We start from the raw sequence: 19011 nt of genomic DNA, 5'->3' as shown, positions 1-19011 counted from the left end.
AACGATTGCAAATTTTTTATTATTATGTATAATTGTAATGGTTTTAGTAAACTAAAAGTTTCGTTAAAGTAAACTTCATATTTCAAAAGTTTATCATTGCTAAACTTCTCTTAGGAGGGAAAAGATGCAAATAGGAGCAAAAATTAAAGCGCTTCGTTTAAAAAAAGGTCTTACCCAAGAGGAACTTGGAGAACGTACAGATTTAAGCAAAGGTTATATTTCCCAATTAGAACGGGATCTAAACTCACCTTCAATTGAAACATTATTTTCAATATTAGAAGTATTAGGGTCAAGACCCAAAGACTTTTTTGATGATGAATCACCTGAACAAAAGGTTGTTTATACAGAGGAAGATCAATCTACCTATACAGATGAAGAAAAAAAATATGAAATTCAATGGCTGATTCCTACTTCGAATGAAAAAGAGATGGAACCCATTTTCTTAACCTTTGCGGCAGATGGCGAGTTCAAACAGTTTGAGCCTTCACTTTCTGAAACATTTATTTATGTGGTTAAAGGGCGTATTCGTCTCGTTTTAGGGAATGAACAGTATATCGCAAGTGAAGGTAACGCACTTTATTATGACGCGACAGACCATCATCAGATTTTTAATGCACATGATGATGAAACAAAAATTTTACTTGTCGCAACAGATTCTTATTTATAGCTTAAGGAGGCGCATCCATGACAACCAATTCAATTATCCGCTTTGAAAATGTTTCAAAGTCATATAGTGACGGCACCGTCGTTTTAAAAAATATCAATTTGGAGCTTGAAAAAGGGAAATTTTATACACTCCTTGGTCCATCAGGTTGTGGTAAAACAACCATTTTACGAATTATTGCAGGATTTACGGAACCTACAACAGGAAATGTATTTTTCCATGATAAAAAGATTAATGCAGTTCCTGCCAATGAACGTCAAGTTAATACTGTTTTTCAGGATTATGCGCTGTTCCCTCATTTAAATGTGTTTGAAAATGTCGCATTTGGCCTACGTATTAAAAAGCTTCCTGAAAAGGACATAAAAGAGCGTGTAGCTGAAGCCTTAAAGTTTGTCAATTTGGCAGGGTATGGTAACCGCGAAATATCTGAAATGTCTGGTGGACAACGACAACGTGTCGCGATTGCACGTGCCATTGTCAATGACCCTGAAGTAATTTTACTGGATGAGCCACTTTCAGCTTTAGACTTAAAGCTACGTACAGAAATGCAATATGAGCTACGTGAATTACAGCAACGTCTTGGCAAAACATTTGTCTTTGTTACACATGATCAGGAAGAAGCACTTGCCATGAGTGATGAAATTTTTGTCTTAAGTGAAGGCCAAATTCAGCAATCAGGTACACCAGTGGATATTTATGATGAACCGATTAACCGCTTTGTTGCTGATTTTATTGGTGAATCCAATATTGTACCTGGCGTGATGATTGAGGATTTCAAGGTTGAATTTGCTGGCAATGTTTTTGAATGTGTTGACCAAGGGATGAAGCCAAATGAAAAAATAGATATTGTCATTCGACCAGAAGATTTAGAAATGACAACAATTGATAAAGGCAAACTTGTGGTAAAAGTGGATACACAATTATTCCGAGGGGTACATTATGAATTATCCACATATGATAAAGATGGTAATGAGTGGCTAGTCCATTCATTGAAGAAAGCAGAAGTAGGGACTGAGATTGGTTTAGACTTTGATCCTGAAGCGATTCACGTAATGCGCTTAAACGAAACAGAGGAAGAGTTTGATAAACGATTAGAATCGTATGGAGACGATGAAGATGCAAACTAAAACATCGAAATCAGCGTTATTTCCATATGTGTTATGGATTGCCTTTTTCGTTATCGCGCCAATTGCACTCGTTGTTTATTATTCCCTGCTTGATTTACATGGCAACTTTACGCTCGATAACTACAAAGCGTTCTTTTCTTCGGTTTACTTAAAGATGACTTTGAGCTCGTTTTGGTATGCATTTTTAATTACATTCTTTACACTATTAATTTCATACCCAACTGCTTATTTTTTAACGAAGACAAAGCATAAACAACTTTGGCTTCTACTTATTATTATTCCTTCATGGATTAATCTTTTGTTAAAAACATATGCCTTTATCGGCATCTTTGGGTTATACGGGCCTATTAATGCATTTATCGAAGTATTTGGCTTTGATCCAAAGCAAATGCTCTTTACCGATATTAGCTTTGTCTTTGTGTCGGTCTATATCTTTATTCCATTTATGATTTTACCGATCTTCAATTCTTTAGATCGTTTAAACCCAACACTCATTTATGCAGCACGTGATTTAGGTGCTTCGGCTTTTACAACCTTCCGTCGTGTTGTTTTACCATTGACAATGGATGGCGTTAAATCTGGTATTCAAGTCGTCTTTATCCCTGCCCTATCCCTGTTCATGATTACTCGCTTAATTGCAGGGAACCGTGTCATTACTCTAGGCACAGCGATTGAACAGCAATTCCTTGTGACACAAAATTGGGGTATGGGTTCCACTATTGCTGTATTCTTAATTTTATTCATGGTGATTATCATGCTAATTACGGGACAAAAGGATAAAGGGGGTGGCGTACGATGAACAAACTATCTGCTTCAGCCAAAGTCTATTTATCAATTGTTTTTATCGTTCTCTATGCTCCAATTTTCTATTTAATCTTTTACTCGTTTAATAGTGGCGGCTCCATGAATAATTTTGAATCCTTTACTTTGGAGCATTATCAAGCTGTTTTTGAAGATTCACGTCTTCTTGTTATATTAATAAATACGGTCATCGTGGCATTACTTTCTGCTCTCATTTCTACTATTATTGGTACGCTGGGAGCAATTGGGATTGTGACGGTTAAGGATTCTAAAATGCGTAATACTTTATTATCCTTAAACAATGTCTTAATCGTCAGCCCAGACGTTATTATCGGGGCTAGCTTCTTAATTTTATTTACAATGGTAGGCATTAAACTGGGCTTTGCATCTGTTTTATTAGCGCATGTCGCATTTAGTGTACCGATTGTGGTATTAATGGTTTTACCAAAGCTACTAGAAATGAATAACTCATTAATCGATGCAGCATTAGATTTAGGAGCAACGAAAAAGGACGTTATGATGCGTGTCATTCTTCCTTATATTCAGCCAGGTATTTTTGCAGGCTTCTTCCTTGCCCTTACGTATTCATTAGATGATTTTGCCGTGACATTCTTTGTAACAGGTAATGGCTTTAGTACTTTATCCGTAGAAATTTATTCAATGGCCCGCGCAGGAATTTCTCTAACGGTGAATGCAATTTCTGGTTTAGTATTCTTTGTTACGGTTTTAGTTGTTGTTGGTTATTATTTCATTACTAGTCGTACGAGTAAAAGAATGGAGGGTCAACGATGAAGTCACTAATTCAAGCTACCATCGCCATCCTTTTCGTTTCAGCCCTTTTATTCTACGCGGCTGATGCCTTAAGTGCTGGTGGCGGTAAAAGTGGAAAAGACACGTTAACCATCTTTAACTGGGGAGAATATATTGATCCTGATTTGTTAAAAGAATTTGAAAAAGAAACAGGCATTCATGTTATCTATGAAACATTCGATTCCAATGAAGCTATGATGACAAAGATTCAACAAGGCGGAACAGCTTACGATATTGCTGTCCCTTCTGAATATATGATTGAGAAGATGAAGGAAGAAAAATTATTGATTCCTTTAGATAAGAAGAAAATCCCTAATTTAAAAAATATTGATCCTTACTTTTTAGATTTACCATTCGATGATAACAATAAATATTCTGTCCCTTATTTTTGGGGAACAGTAGGTATTGTCTACAATCCAAGCCTTGTTGGAGACTTAGACTTCTCCTCTTGGGACGATCTATGGGACTCTTCTTTAAAGCGAAAAGTCTTTTTAGTAGATGGTGCGCGTGAAGTCATGGGCATGGGCTTAAACAGTCTTGGCTATTCTCTGAATTCACTAGATGATCAGGAACTTCGTGAAGCTACTGACAAATTAATCACACTCGCACCAAATGTAAAAGCGATCATTGGAGATGAAATTACACCGTTAATGATTAATAATGAGGCAACTGTTGCCCTTACATGGTCTGGCCAAGCAGCTGACATGATGTATGAAAATGAAGAGTTAGACTTTGCTGTACCTGAGGAAGGCTCAAACTTATGGTTTGATAATATGGTCATCCCAAAAACATCGAAAAATATTGATGGTGCCCACGCCTTTATTAACTTCATGTTAAGTGCTGAATCAGGTGCTCAAAATGCCGATTTTGTAGGCTACTCTACTCCTAATATTGCAGCCATGGACTTGATGGACGCAGAAGTTGTTTCCGACGAACGCTACTATCCTTCTGAAGAACAACGCGATACATTAGAGGTCTACAAAAATTTGGGACCTGATTATTTAGGGAAATACAACGAATTATTTTTAGAATTTAAAATGAGTATCCGATAATTAAACTAGCGAATTGGTTTTCACACCAATTCGCTAGTTTTTTTCTCTGCCTATCTAACTTCCTATTAAATAAGAACATTTTCAATCGACTATTTGTATTATTATATTTAGAAAATATTTTATCTAAATTTTAATAGATGCTCCCATCATCTGTTATGGGAAACTTTACCTATAGATTTTTTCATCTAATCTGCATAAATTTATATATTCTTTATCCATTGTATTAACAATAAATAAGCCATAAGTGTACTTTTGGTATTCCATAATTTTGATGCCACTACTATAACAGTCGCTACAATTTATAGACCATTACAGACAAACTCACAAATTTTTTAATTCTTCTTTTATAAGAGAAATCCATCGATTGTTGTTGCTCGATTCTATAGTTCTCCTCCCTCAATTTTTATGACTAAAATGTATTATTTCATCATCCTTAGGTACGCAGATGAAAACTTTTGTGGAAAACCATTCTAAATATAGAACCAGTACGATAATCTTAACTATTAGCCAAGCAATAATTCTTTATGATAGACTGTACTAAATTTGATTACAAAAAGGGGGTTCATTCGATGACCCAGCAGAAGTCCAATAAGGCGGCTTTGTATATTTTAATGTTTAATATGTTTATCGCAATGGGGAGTATTGGCATTATTATTCCTGTCATGCCAGAGTATTTAAAAATATTTGGTGCAGCAGGACAAGTTCTAGGTATGCTAATCGCAACGTTCGCCTTAGCTCAATTCGTATTTTCTCCTATTGCTGGGAATCTTTCAGATCAGTACGGTCGAAAAAATTTAATCATTTTCGGTCTTATCGTAACAGGTCTTGCACAAATCGGATTTGGCCTTGCTACAGATGTATGGATGCTCTTTTTAGCACGATTTTTAGGTGGTCTAGGTTCTGCATTTGTTGCTCCTCCTATTATGGCTTTTGTCGCTGACGTCACAACCTATGAAGAACGCGGGAAAGGTATGGGGATGTTGGGTGCCGCTATGTCTCTTGGCTTTATGATTGGACCTGGTATTGGTGGCTTTTTAGCAAAGGTAAGCTTACATTTCCCATTTTTCACAGCTGGAGCTGCAGCCATTGTAGCATCTATTTTATCTTACTTTTTATTACCTTCTACCAAACCAAACACTGCGCAACAGAAACAAAAGCAAGACAATCTGGCGAAGCAAATGGCTCGTTCCATACATATGCCTTATTTTGTTATGCTCATAATTATGCTGGTGTTCTCGTTTGGAATTGCAAATTTCCAAACGACATTGTCATTATTTGTGACAGAAAAGTTTAATTACACACCTGTAGATATAGCGATTATATTAGTTGTTGGTGGTGCTTTTGGAGTAGTAGTACAAATGTTTATTATTACACCACTGTTCAATCGTTATGGTGAAATGAAAGTAGTACTAGTTAATTTGTTTATTGCATCCGTTGCTATTTTCTTAATATTATTTGTTTCTGGCTTTGCCCTTATATTAGTTGTAGCAACAATTTTCTCTACAGCAACGACATTAATTCGTCCAGCTGTTAATACACTTATCTCAAAACTTGCAGAAAAAGAGCAGGGATTCGCTGCGGGCTTGAATAATGCCTATATGAGCCTTGGGAATATGATTGGACCCGCTTTGGCAGGTTTATTATTTGACTGGAATATGAATAGCCCCTATATTTTTGGTTCTATCATATTATTAGCTTGTTTCTTCCTTGCACTCATCTGGACAGTGAAAAAAGCACCTCATTTAATGCAACCCGATACAAAATAGTCTGAAAAATCATTGACTATTTTTAGCAGTATGTTACATTATTGTTGATTCACTAAATTGAATAATCTTAACCACTAGGGGAGTCTTTAAAAGGCTGAGACGTATATGGTAATATACGGACCCTTTGAACCTGATCTAGTTCACACTAGCGGAGGGAAGTGGCGCTACTTGCTGTTGTCACTATATACACGCAAGGCCGCTTCCTATTGTTTAAAGGGGGTGGCCTTTTTATTTTTCCTCACCAACTTTACTAAAAGGAGTGAACTTTATGTCAATTCGTAAATTAACAGTCATGGCTTTATTAGTAGCCATTGCTGTTGCAGGCTCTACTTTCGTATCCATCCCAACAGGCATCGCACGTGCTTACCCCGTTCAGCATGCGATTAATGTGATAGGAGCTATTATACTTGGACCCGTACCAACAGTTATAGTTGCCTTTGTCACTGCTATCATTCGTATTCTTACTGGAACAGGCTCTCTACTAGCCATCCCGGGTAGTATCATCGGCGCGTTCTGTGCTGCCTTTGCCTATAAATATAGTAATAAAATGTGGTTAGCTAGTATCGGAGAAGTTATCGGAACTGGCATTTTGGCTTCACTTATTGCCGTCCCTTACGCAAAATTATTCATGGGAACATCTGTAGCAGCATTCTTCTTCCTACCAGCCTTTTTAACATCTAGTACAATCGGCGCCATTTTAGGTGTAATGGTTGCGAGTAGCTTGCGTAAAACAGAGTTAGTAAAGAGGTTTAATTCTTCTCTTTATTGAGAGGGATTGAATTATGAGCATTCATTGAGCTGGGGTAGTCCAATTTGGAGCGCTTTTCTTCTCTTTATGAGCAAAGAGCCTACTTTTTAGATAATTCTTACCCTCTTTACAAAGGGGATAGCTCTCTATTTCAAGGAATATAAAAAGCAGTGCAAAACTATTCGAGTTTGCACTGCTTCCTCTATTTTAAGATCGTTTTTTCATGCCTTTTAACAACTGTGCTACATTCGTGTCTTCTGGTATAGTTTTTTCCTCAACCAGCGGCTCTTTTTTCTTCGCATTCGTTAGGAAATTCCAACCAAAACGTCTTATGGTAATATCAATAAAGAAAAGAAGCATACTCGCTAAGAGTAGCCATGTGGCAATATTTTGCCGATCTGCTCCTTTTGTCGTAAAGTCACGGAAGACATCTTGTGGTTCCTTTAAAACAGTGCCTCCTGTTCGTTGCGTTAACTCTTCTATCAGTTGGTTATTTACAGGGAGTAGCTCGTATTCAGCACTATAAGGAACACTTAGCCCTGCCTGATAAATGGCCTGCTTTTCATCTGCTACACGGAAGAAAATTAATCCAGGTTCAGCTTGTACTACAGCTCGAACTTGGGATGCGGAAATGGTTTCAAGTTGTGTTTCTAGCTCCTCCCCTGCTTCATTTACTGCAACAATATCTAAAAATGCAGCTTCATTTGTAGGGTCTGTAATCATAAAGGAACCATCTGCTTCCAATCTTACATCATAGGCTACATCATTGTAGCTTGGTAGCATTTGAGAAATAAGTGTTTGCCAAAATACTCCCCAATTTTGCCATCTTGCCCAATCTCCTGTCCATTTACCCGTTGAATCAGATGTAAAGGCAAATGTTTTACCAAGACCATATTGCCACTGCGCTAACACAGGATCTTCCTTTTCGCTTTCTGCTACGACAGTAGCCCCCTGTTTTGCCGTTGTCCCAATGTATGCATTCATTTGTGGGACACCATTAGCAAACAGTGTGTTCCATCCTGCTGCATTATAAATTGCAGGGTAAAATGGATTGTCCTCAATATAGGTACGGGAAATCATAGCAGTTTCACGAGATAAAATAGAAGGAATGGTTTGCTCATCTATGACATCATAGAAACGTCCACTGCCCATGTCACTAAGTGCTTCTAATAAGTTCGCATCGGCATCTTGTCCAATCGCTACTGTCGATAAGGTTATACCATCTTCTTTTCCTTCAGTAATTAAATCCTCATAGTTCCCTGCCTGTGATTGCCCATCTGTTAAGAGAATAATATGCTTACGTTGGAGCTTTAAATCAGCAAGGTTCTCGTAGGCTTTAGCTAATGAACTATAGATTTCTGTTCCCCCACCAGGTGTTACGGATAAAATAGTATCCACAGCCTCTTCTTTACTGCTAAGTGGCCCTGTCTCTATAATCTCCCAAGGACGATCATCAAAGGCGATGAATCCTAATGTATCCTCATCTCGCAACATCTCAACAGAACGTGCCGCAGCTTCCTTAGCAAGCTCTAGCTTCGAGCCTTGCATACTGCCAGAACGGTCAAGTACAATCACTAATCCTAAGGAAGGTAATTGCTCTTTGCCCTTAATTTCCATTTCCACTGGCAATAAGGTTTCAATCGGTGTTTTAAAGTAGCCGCCTAGACCAAAACTATTTTCTCCACCAACCATTGTAAAACCAACTCCAAAGTTTTTGACTGTTTGCTCAATAACACTCATTTTTGCTTCACCCACTAAATGACCTGGTACATTGTCGAAAATAATAGCATTATATTGCAAATAGCTGGATAGTTCATTTGGTAGACTTTTAGGTGCTACAACATCATAGGCAATGGATTGACTACCAAGTGCTGCTGCGATGGGTGAAGCTGTATCATAACCATTAACGATTAATAAATGTGGTTCACTTTGAACCATTGTGACACTAGTTAACTTATTGTTTTCAAAAATAGCATCCTGACCAACTTGAACAACGGCTTCATATTTTACAAGTCCTTCAGCTGTTGCTGCATGTTTATAGGTAAACACATTCGTGCCTTCTGTCAGCTCAACTGCCTCTCGATGAATAAGCTCATCATTTTCATATAATAACAGCTCACCTTGGCCTGTTGAGGTTGCATATATGTCTGTCACTAATTGTTGTTGCTCTCCAACATAAGCCACCTGAGGGGATACAAAGCTTTTTAGTGATACATCATTGACAACGGGTTGACTAAAAGGCTTAATATCCACACTAATATTGGAGCCTTTCAACTTCGTAGCAAATTCTAAAGCATCTCCCTTTGTCTCATTACCATCTGTTAATAGCACAAGACGAGTTGCTTTTTTAGGATCTATAATCCCTGAAGCAAGCTGTAGACTTTGTTCTATATTCGTTTGATCGGTAGCTTTGATTTCAGTTAGTTTTGGTACTTCCTTTAATGTTTTAGACAAAATAGCTTCTGTTTGTAAAGTAGAGGAAAATGAATAAATGCCCCCAAGTTGTGGTTCTTTTTTTGATTGTAGGCTCTCCTGTATAAACTGAACCATCTCATCTTCCGTACCATTCATAGAAGCAGAACGATCTACTAAATAAACAATTTGTTCTTCTTTTATTGGTAATAATAGATATGGACCTGCGAGTGCAAAAACTAAACAGCCTGCTGCCACTATGCGAATAGTAAGTACAACAATATGACTTCTTTTGAGTCGCCGCCGCTCATGAAAGTATGTCCATCCAAAATACAAAAATAATGGAAGGAGTAACAACAATACTAACGGCATATCAATTCGTAAATCCACGACGTCGTTGCACCTCCCACTCTGAAACAAGCAATAGTAAAATAATTACAATTAGCCAAGGCACGAAAGAGGTCATCGAAACTTCTTCCTTTCCGTTGTCTGAGATATCACCTAATGTAAAGCTTGTTCCTTGTTCAATAACACGTTCTTGGGCTTGCAATTGCACAATCAATTGTTTTTCCTCATTATTTGAGCGTACCATATAAATGCCTGGCTGTTTGGGCGCAGTTAGCATACCCTTGGTAACAGACGAAAGAAACTCGTCTTCTTGCGAATAAACATTCCAGTCTCCTTGCGCTAAAGCAACTGCACGTTGTTCATTGGGTGAAAAAATCCCAAGTGACCCAACTGATTCTGTTAGCTGCTGTTCTGTACTCCATAGAAATAGTGGGAATGATGGATGTAAGGGCCAATCTGTATCAGCAATATCCGCTAAAACAACGATATCTCCTTTAGGGGAGCGTTGGATGAATGGCTCTTCTCCAACAGAAGCAATCGTTTCATAGTCCGCAAAGCCAGGATAAACAGCACTAACATAAACATCCTTTAGTTCACTAAAGGCAAATAATGCATCACTGCTAGTGCTTACCGTCCCATTCGCATCTACTTTTTCTGCATCATCACGACCAAATAATACGACGGGGTTGTCCATCTTTTCCAATAAGGCTGATTGGTTTGTGATTATGGTAGCATCTTGATTGTCAGCGACTTGCAAGGAAGGGACGATTTTCACGCCACTACTAACTGTTTGAAAACCTTTTTGTATCAGTTGATGCAAGCCTTGATCAACAATAATTTTGGACGTAGTCGTTTGTAGTAAAACAGTTTGTTGATTGTCTATGTCATAATCATCTTTTGCATCAATAATAGCTGTCATCGATTTTGCTAAAGGCAAATCTTTAAATGTTTTCGTAATGGCTTCATTTGGAGGCACAACGACACTTTCTGCTACCAGCTCCTCCCCCTCTGCATTATTCAATGCGAGTGTTACCTTTTGCTCGGTATTTGTATCATTATGGAGTTGGACAAGTGCCAACGAAGCTTGTCCATCTGTCGTAGCAGCAAAGCGGGTAATAGCGATATTTGTTAAGTCTTTTGTAGCACCTCTTACTAGCCATTTCACAGAATCATTGTCCATCGGTAATTGCTTTTTATCAAGTGTATCTGTAAAAACATAGATAGAAGTTGGTGTATCGCCCACAAATGCCTGTGCTACATCCAGCGCCTTATTCATTTCAGCAGTTTCATAGGTTACTTGTAAATCTTGAATAGCTTTTTTTATTTCACTCGTGTTGGTTTCTTGCTGTAAAACAGCTTTTGGTGTAGCGCCAGTTGTAATTAATGTGACAGGTCGACCATTCAATTCATCCATCAAGTTCAGCATTTCCTGTTTATGAGCGTCAAAGGTTGATTGCTCTTTGCCTGCCAGCATTGTGGCTGAAGTATCTACAATAAATATGGTTTGTGCACCAACAATGGTTGATTTTTTTATATAAGGATTCATTAATGCCAAAACAAGTAGCAGTAAAGCAAGAAGCTGTAAATATAGTAGGGCATTTTTTTGTAAATGCTTTAAATAAGGCGATACACGCGTTTCCTGCATAATCTCCGACCAAAAAAGTGTCGAAGAAACAGTTTGTTCTGTATATTTTTTTCGAAAGAAATAATAAAGTAGGACAATGACCGGGATGATGGCCGTCCAGCTAAATATAATTTGACTAAAGCCCAATACGGCTCACCTCACCTAATCCAATGTGCTTTTAATAATTGCTGGAAAATCGCATGTTGCAATCCATCTTCCACTTTCAATTGTAATTTTCGAACACCAAAGCGACGGCAAATGGCTTCAAATTCTTCTTCATGTAGTATGCGTCTTGCATGGTAGGACTCTAATACTTTAGAGGACATCGTCACATTCACATCATTACCTGTTTCACGATCAAGGAGACGTACATCACCCGAATAATTTGGTGACAGTTCTTCTTGCGTTACAATTTGCAAAATGCGAACATCTCCAGCATAGCGTGGTAGCCTTTTTAATAGCTGTTCCCATTCCTCAATTGGCTCTAATCCATCTGTAACAATGAATAATACGGTACTATCTTTAGGTAAAGCTTTAAGTGCATCCTTGGCAAAACGATTAGAGTAATTAGCTTCCTCTATATCTGTTACTAGTTGTAAAAAAGCTCGGCGATACATGGTACCCTTCCGTCGAAATGGTGGCTTCACTTCATCTTGGACAAAAGAAAAGGATAGACGATCATCTCGACCTAATACCATTAGACCGAGGGAGGCCACAATTTGACGAGCAAATAACCACTTAGCATGTTGCCCCATCGATTTGGTAGCATCTAGTAGAATATGTACACGCATCTCTTGCTCATCTAAGAACCTTTTAATAAAGTATTTATCTGTACGAGCAAAGACGTTCCAATCCACTTGGCGTACATCATCTCCTAAATGGTATTCTCGAAAATCTGAGAAATCAAGGGATGCCCCGAAGCGTTGAGAACGGTGCGAGCCCTTATGTTGTCCGCGTAGTTTGGAGGCCGTCGCTACTTGGAAGCGACTGATTTTCGCTAACCAGTCTTCGGGCAATAAGTATTTTGCTGTCACTTGCTAATACCTTGCTGAACTTTTTCTAAAATAACATCAATCACATCGTCCGCTGTTTTTCCTGAAGCCTCCCCTTCATAATTCAACAGCATGCGATGACGTAAAACAGGCTTAGCAACAGATTTAATATCCGCTACAGAAACATGAAAACGACCATTCATTAAAGCTCTTGCCTTTGCCAATTTGATTAAGCTCTGCAAACCACGTGGTCCACTGCCATACATTGCATATTGTTTAACCTCATCAAGCGCATCGGATCTTTCAGGATGCGTAGCCACCACTAGATCAGTTGCATACTCTAGCATTTCATCAGCAACCATCACTTCCTTTACCATTTGCTGAGCTTGAATGAGAGCATCCGTATCCATCTGTTTCTGTAAACCAATTTCCTGGGCACCTGTCGTTCGCTTCATAATTTCAATAAGTTCGCTTTTTTCAGGATAGGGTACAAGAATTTTACAAAGGAAACGGTCCATCTGTGCTTCTGGTAATGGGTATGTTCCTTCCATTTCAATAGGGTTTTGAGTTGCCAACACGAAAAATGGTCTCGCCATTTTTTTTGTATCCCCTAATATTGTTACGGTTTTTTCTCCCATTGCTTCCAACAAGGCACTTTGGGTTTTGGGTGTTGCCCGATTTATCTCATCAGCCAATACCATTTGACTAAAGATTGGCCCAGGTTGAAAGGTAAATTGCTGCTTTCCATCGGGTGTACGTTCAATCATGCTCGTTCCTGTTATATCTGCTGGCATAAGATCTGGTGTAAATTGAATACGTGAAAACGACAGATCCAGTACCTCTGAAATGGTACGAATTAACATCGTTTTTCCTAAGCCAGGTAAACCTTCTAACAATGCATGACCATCTGCTAATACTGCATACAGGGTATAATCAATTGCTTCTTCCTGTCCAACAATGAAGCGATGAATTTCTTCTTTAACTTGTTGTAATTTCGTACTCATATCTACATACTGTTGCTCTGTAAAGGCCATTTCTTTTCCTCCTACTGCGACTCAATTGACGTGAAATAAGATTGCACGACATTTTGTAAATCCTTCGGTAATTGTAAACGCTCAGAACTCTCTAAATAGCTGTCTTTATAAGAGCCAATTACTTCTTCATAAGGTCGAATAGAACCTTTTGTTATCGGACTATTTCCTTGTTGCTCAGATACATGGGAACCATCTCCTAATGCGCCACCATCTACTGATGTCTCACTTGCCCCACCAATTCGATTCGGTGTCGTTAACAAATTCCGACCGCCTTGGCCACTTCCTGCTCCTTGACCACCTTGACCCTGTCCTTGGCCCTGACCCTGTCCTTGGCCTTGTCCCTGTCCTTGGCCTTGTCCCTGTCCTTGGCCTTGTCCCTGTCCTTGGCCTTGTCCCTGTCCTTGGCCTTGTCCCTGTCCATTGCTCTGGCTACTACCATTTTGCTGTTGAGAACCACTTTGCGCATTATTTTGACTAGACTGGCTTTGTTGATTACTAGGTTGGGAATTACCAGATGACTGTTGACTGTTTTGATTGTTGCTGCTGGCATTATTGGCACTCGCTATTGCATTTTGTAAGGAGTTACTTGCTGGTTTACCGAGTTTACTCATAGCAGTTTGTGTGGCATTTGCATTTTCTGTGAGCCCTTGCTGCATGTGGGCAAGCTCTTTTAGCTGCTCAACCTCTTCCTTCGATAATCCTTTGCCTTCTGTTGTGCCATCTTGACTAGCCGTTTGTTTATCCTTTAATTGCTGCTCCTTTAATGCTAGCTCCTTTTGCTTTTTGACAACTTCTCGTAAAGCTTCTTCTGCTGTTTCAGCCTCTTTTAAAGTATTTTGAAGTTCTTGCAATTGCTCCTTTACTTCTTTTGTTTCCGCCTTCTTCTCTAATTCAGCAACTTCCTTCTTCATATCTTCGATAACTGCTTGCTCCTTTTCAACCTCTATTGCTTCAATTTGCGTAGCTGCTGGGAACATATAAAGAATAGCTAGTACAACTGTTGTAATAAATAATCCGATAAACGCCTTTGGACGAAATAGATTTTTCTTTCGAGCCTTAAAGTCTGCGAAAGCTTTTTCAGCATTTTGGATCGCTTTCGATAATAATGATTGAACAAGAGGATCCTGATCATCTTTAAATGATAAAGCTGTCACTAATTCATTATGTGTGAAATAATGATCCAGTTTATGCAATGCCTCTTTCTCTTTGACCCGCTTCCACCAAATATAAGCAATAGTTGCAATAATAACGGTAATAAAGGCACCTAATGCTATTTGGCGATAATATGGCCAGACAAATAGTCGGGAAATAAGTACGAGAGAAGCACTCGATAGCAATGCCAAAAACAAACCGTATTGTGCAATGGGAATGCTTCGTTCAAGAGTTAATCTCGATTTTGCACGCTGAATATATTTTCGTAATTGCTTACGACGCTCCATACCAATTCCTCCTCATCGGTTACTTTTCATGTTGGCACGTAATTTTTTAATCGCAATCGTTAAACAAAGCACAATGATGAATACATAAGCAATTAAATAAGTAATCCATACAGGTAGTTCTACACCCGAAAGCTCTGCTAATGCATCCCCCATCTCTGGAGAAATAAGTGTCAGCATCAAGGCACCTGGATTAATAGATGCCCAGAAATAGGTCATAAAGGAGGCACCTGTTCCAATGGCATTGCCCATTTGATGAAAGGCCATTGTTAAAAAGAAGAAGAATGCTGTAATACCTCCTAAGAAAATGATTGAGCCGTATGTGGCAATCATGGCAACTATAGTCCTCTTAGTAATCGTAGAAAACATCACGCCTATACTACCTATTGCTACTACAGTGACTAAATAAAATAAAAATATAGAAATAAGCTGTGAAGGCGACACACCACCGAATAGAAACACTAGACTGTAAAGTGGTAATCCCGCTACCAGCATCAATACTAGAAATGCTACGGAGGATAGTAATTTTCCAATAACAATTTGTGTAGAACTTTGTGTCGTTGTTAATAAAATATTTAATGTTTGCTTTTCGCGCTCACTACTGATAGCACCTGCAGTCAAACTTGGTGTAATGAAAAGAACTAATGCCATTTGCAAGATGGTTAGCACAGCAAACATCATAAAGCTTGTCTCTGGTCTAAAGAAGCCTCTGCCAGTAAATTCAGTTGTAAGCAATAAAAACCCTGCAATGAAAATACACAGTACAGCTAAATAAAACATTAAACCTGAAAAGCTTTTAAAAGAACGGAAGCGTAACTTCAATTCTTTAACAAGTACTGGATTATAAAATCTTTCCATCATTGATTGTCCGCTCCCTTCGTAATCGCCATAAAGACATCCTCTAAATCCTTCTCTTCTTCACTTAATGCATAGATTGGCAAATCTGTAAGCATAGCTTTTTTTAGCAATGCCACCTGCTCAGCATCTGTTCCTCGATAGTTAAAGGCTATTTCTAAACGATTTTCAATGACATCAATTGAGGAAATATGCGGATCTTCCTCTAAAAACGCTCGTACTGCATCCAATTGATCTGTCACTTTCAACACAATACGCTTTTCTCCTTGTAGCTGGGCCTGAATCGCAGCTACATTTCCATGTGCAATTAATTTTCCATTATCAATAACACCGATTTCATCACACATCTCAGCAAGTTCAGGTAAAATATGCGACGAAATTAAAATTGTTTTCCCCATAGACTTTAAATTCCGTAAAATATCTCGCATTTCCACGCGAGCACGTGGATCTAGTCCTGATGCGGGTTCATCTAGAATCAGTACCTTTGGATCATGGATAAGTGCACGAGCTAAACATAAGCGTTGCTTCATCCCACGTGATAATAAATCAACATATTCATAGCGTTTACTTGTTAAATTCACTAGTTCTAATAGTTGTGGAATTAACACTTGACGCTCTGCTAATTGGATACCGTAGCTCGCTCCATAAAAATCTAAATATTCATCTACTTTTAACTGATCATAAACACCAAAGAAATCGGGCATATAACCAATTTGCTTTCGAACTTCTTTTGGTTCCTTCACAACACTTTTGCCATTTATCAGAGCATCTCCTGAAGTCGGTGACAATAGTGTAGCTAAAATAGAGAATGTCGTTGATTTCCCTGCTCCATTTGCGCCAACAAATCCAAATACAACGCCCTCTTCTAAAGATAAGTTTAAATGATCTAATGCTGTAAAGGAGCCGTATCGTTTCGTTAAATCACGAATTTCAATCATTATTTTGCCACTCCTTTCAGCTCTATGTCTGGTAACTTCGTTTGTTCTCCTGATGGATCGGGACCATATTTGATTTCAATTCGAAGCTCTCCATCTTGATTAAAGTATGTTGAAACCTTGTCTGTAAACACTTGCTTTGTATCGACTAAAGGCTCATATATATTCGTTTCATTATTCCAAATGGATAGCTGCATACGTGAGACATCCTTATTAGAAATTGTCAGCTCATTAAGTGATTCAACGGCATCCATAAATTGATCTGGCATGGTCATCGTTACTTCGTACAATCCTTCAGATAGGTACCATTTATTCAATTCTTCCTCTATCTTTTCATAATAGCCATTTGCTGATAGTGGCTCTACTGAATACGAGAAGTTATTACGCTTCATTGTAAATGGTCCTGTTAGCTCAACTTTTCCTTTAAATGGTTGAACAAGCATCGTAATTGGTGACATATTGGCACTCGTTTCTAATTCAACACCTACCACAGCTTGATCTGTCCAAGCTGTAAGTATTGGCTGGTTATCCTTTTCGACAAGCGGCAATGCTAAAGTTTTCATTCGTTCAATCCGCATTGGGTCTACCTCATCCTTTTTCGATGGGTAACTATAATTATAATTATTGAAAATAGATGGTTTTTGAAGAACCGTTGTTTTCAGTTCCTTATTTACCTGTAAAGTTCCGTTTGCTTCAATATCACCTAGTTTTACTTCTTTCACACCAGAGATTAATGTGACATCTTTTAATGCAAACGGGAAATTATTTTTTACTGTTCCTGATAGTTGTTCATTTTTCAGTGTTATATCTATATCCATTTTCCCGATATTTTGTGCTGATGTTTTTCCACCAAAGGATTGCACAGACCAGTAGCTTAAATCACGTAATGTTAGTGTTGAACCGCTAGCATTTTCTTTTACATAAGAAGATTCATGTAATGGTCCCATCGTGCCTGTGAAGTTATTATAATTTCTTAATGCAACGGCAGTTGTATTTTGGTCAGCATTGACCACAAAGTCCCCACTGCGATTCGTTAGAATGGACTCTACATAATAGCCATTTACACTATTGTCTTCATTTACTTTATAGAACGCAGATTGTTGAACTTGTGGCTGAACAATACGATCCTTCGCTCCGACAATAAAGAGAACAATGGAAAGAACAACAGAGATGGACGGTATTATCCACCATGCATGCTCACGCTTGTCCGCTTTTTTCAAGACAAAATAAAGAATTGGCCCGATTATTAAAATATAAAGAATAATGACAATTAGCATATAGCTCACTGATACTTCAAATGATGGAAATAGTTCATTAATGTTACGAAGTTCATAAGATATTTGATCGAGAGGAGATTGTCCCTGTCTCATCATTCCTTGCTGTGAAATACTTTGAATATTTATCACTTTGGCTAAAAGTGCTCCGTAGCCGTCCATAGAAGCAAGTGGTTGATCACCTAAAGAGAAGGTTGTTTGAATCACTTCCCCGCTACCCACTTTTTTCTTTGCTGCTAACACTGCATTATTTTCTGTTAATACAGGTAAACTTCCTTCACTACTAGTAGCTGCGTAAACTGAAATCGGCTGTGTAAAAATGCCGCCTCCTGACAATTTAGTTAAAGCTTCTGCAGAAATCGCAGTCATTTCTTGTGATAATGACAAAGGTAAATACTCTTTAAAAATCCCTGCTGTAGCATTGATTTGGTCAGCAGCACCTAGAAGTAAGGTACCACCATCCTGTACCCATTTTAGTAATGCTTCTTGTTGTTTCTGTGTTAAATCAGCAATAGCCACTTCATCTACAACAATGACATTGGCCATCGCAAGTCCCTGCGAATCTTCTGGAAGTGTATACTCTTTTAATTGATTGATATTAAATACTTCCACATTACTTTGAGCTACAAATGTTGATAAACGTAATAGGGCTGAAAGTCGATCACTTTTATCTGTTAATGTATAAATGAATGTTGATGAGGGGTCTAAAAAATTTGATTGCAGACGTTTAGTTCCCTTATAGGCAATCTTTTTTCCTTTTTCAATGTTTCCTTCATAAAAGGCAAATAAATCTGTGTCCGAATAACTATAGTCAGCTAAACCATCAAGATAGAAAGTAAATGTCTTTTCCTCTCCTGCTGCTATATCAATTGGAACGACAAGTGCTGAAGCTGCCTCATAAGAATTTGATGAATTAATCGCCATATCTCCTGAGAAGTCAGCTCCATTATTTTTCACTGTAACTTGGAGTGGTACTACTGATTGATATTTCGCTTTACCAGAAACACCCGCTGTTGCTTTTACCTCTAGCGTAGCAGCAGCACTTGCCTGAGTTGTAGGCAAGATAAAGCTCATTACCAGCATGACTAGTAAGGTCAGTGCCGTCCATTTTGTCTTTTTCAAAAGCTCAACCC

General features: G+C 38.3%; 15 protein-coding genes and 1 riboswitch. Of the genes, 7 read left to right on the top strand and 8 right to left on the bottom strand.

Going from position 1 to position 19011, the window contains the following annotated elements; translation table 11 throughout:
- Nucleotides 1-124 precede the first annotated feature (124 nt).
- From LCP48_RS04425 to thiW, 7 genes are all read left to right on the top strand, one after another.
- A complete protein-coding gene (locus tag LCP48_RS04425) occupies nt 125-667 on the top strand; it encodes a helix-turn-helix domain-containing protein (protein ID WP_004224674.1) in 543 nt (180 codons plus the stop codon).
- Between the two features lie 17 nt (nt 668-684).
- Nucleotides 685-1791 (top strand): ABC transporter ATP-binding protein, encoded by a 1107-nt coding sequence (locus LCP48_RS04420; protein ID WP_004224673.1) that lies wholly within the window; start codon nt 685-687, stop codon nt 1789-1791.
- Nucleotides 1781-2590, top strand: a complete 810-nt coding sequence (locus LCP48_RS04415; protein ID WP_004224672.1) for an ABC transporter permease — start codon at nt 1781-1783, stop codon at nt 2588-2590. Before LCP48_RS04420 ends, LCP48_RS04415 begins: the two co-directional genes overlap by 11 nt.
- Entirely contained in the window at nt 2587-3384 is a 798-nt protein-coding gene (locus LCP48_RS04410) for an ABC transporter permease (protein WP_004224671.1), read from the top strand. The genes LCP48_RS04415 and LCP48_RS04410 overlap by 4 nt, the downstream gene beginning before the upstream one ends.
- Entirely contained in the window at nt 3381-4454 is a 1074-nt protein-coding gene (locus tag LCP48_RS04405; RefSeq protein WP_004224665.1) for an ABC transporter substrate-binding protein, read from the top strand. Before LCP48_RS04410 ends, LCP48_RS04405 begins: the two co-directional genes overlap by 4 nt.
- A gap of 569 nt (nt 4455-5023) precedes the next feature.
- A complete protein-coding gene (locus tag LCP48_RS04400; protein WP_004224664.1) occupies nt 5024-6220 on the top strand; it encodes an MFS transporter in 1197 nt (398 codons plus the stop codon).
- Nucleotides 6221-6286: 66 nt separating this feature from the next.
- Nucleotides 6287-6394, top strand: a riboswitch (TPP riboswitch).
- Nucleotides 6395-6488: 94 nt separating this feature from the next.
- Entirely contained in the window at nt 6489-6989 is a 501-nt protein-coding gene (gene thiW, locus LCP48_RS04395) for an energy coupling factor transporter S component ThiW (RefSeq protein ID WP_004224663.1), read from the top strand.
- A gap of 186 nt (nt 6990-7175) precedes the next feature.
- On the opposite strand, the gene LCP48_RS04390 is transcribed toward thiW, so the two are convergent.
- The 8 genes from LCP48_RS04390 to LCP48_RS04355 are packed head-to-tail and all read right to left on the bottom strand — an operon-like array spanning nt 7176 to nt 19000.
- Nucleotides 7176-9770: a VWA domain-containing protein gene (locus tag LCP48_RS04390; protein ID WP_004224662.1), complete on the bottom strand. Its 2595-nt coding sequence runs from the start codon at nt 9768-9770 to the stop codon at nt 7176-7178.
- Nucleotides 9754-11499: a vWA domain-containing protein gene (locus tag LCP48_RS04385; RefSeq protein WP_216487074.1), complete on the bottom strand. Its 1746-nt coding sequence runs from the start codon at nt 11497-11499 to the stop codon at nt 9754-9756. Before LCP48_RS04385 ends, LCP48_RS04390 begins: the two co-directional genes overlap by 17 nt.
- Before the next feature lie 11 nt (nt 11500-11510).
- Nucleotides 11511-12386 carry a DUF58 domain-containing protein gene (locus LCP48_RS04380; protein ID WP_066037221.1) on the bottom strand — a complete coding sequence of 292 codons (876 nt, stop codon included), beginning with the start codon at nt 12384-12386 and terminating at the stop codon, nt 11511-11513.
- On the bottom strand, nt 12383-13378 hold the full coding sequence (locus LCP48_RS04375) for an AAA family ATPase (protein WP_004224659.1): 996 nt from the start codon (nt 13376-13378) through the stop codon (nt 12383-12385). The genes LCP48_RS04380 and LCP48_RS04375 overlap by 4 nt, the downstream gene beginning before the upstream one ends.
- An 11-nt stretch (nt 13379-13389) precedes the next feature.
- On the bottom strand, nt 13390-14817 hold the full coding sequence (locus LCP48_RS04370) for a hypothetical protein (RefSeq protein ID WP_225340741.1): 1428 nt from the start codon (nt 14815-14817) through the stop codon (nt 13390-13392).
- Between the two features lie 12 nt (nt 14818-14829).
- Nucleotides 14830-15675 (bottom strand): ABC transporter permease, encoded by an 846-nt coding sequence (locus tag LCP48_RS04365; protein WP_103117519.1) that lies wholly within the window; start codon nt 15673-15675, stop codon nt 14830-14832.
- Nucleotides 15672-16607 carry an ABC transporter ATP-binding protein gene (locus LCP48_RS04360; RefSeq protein ID WP_004224654.1) on the bottom strand — a complete coding sequence of 312 codons (936 nt, stop codon included), beginning with the start codon at nt 16605-16607 and terminating at the stop codon, nt 15672-15674. The genes LCP48_RS04365 and LCP48_RS04360 overlap by 4 nt, the downstream gene beginning before the upstream one ends.
- Nucleotides 16607-19000, bottom strand: coding sequence for a DUF7408 domain-containing protein (locus LCP48_RS04355; protein ID WP_216487078.1), 2394 nt, complete (start codon nt 18998-19000; stop codon nt 16607-16609). Before LCP48_RS04355 ends, LCP48_RS04360 begins: the two co-directional genes overlap by 1 nt.
- Nucleotides 19001-19011 lie beyond the last annotated feature (11 nt).

Source organism: Lysinibacillus capsici (assembly GCF_020217405.1).
GTDB lineage: Bacteria > Bacillota > Bacilli > Bacillales_A > Planococcaceae > Lysinibacillus > Lysinibacillus capsici.
This window is presented reverse-complemented; position numbering and strand designations above follow the sequence as displayed.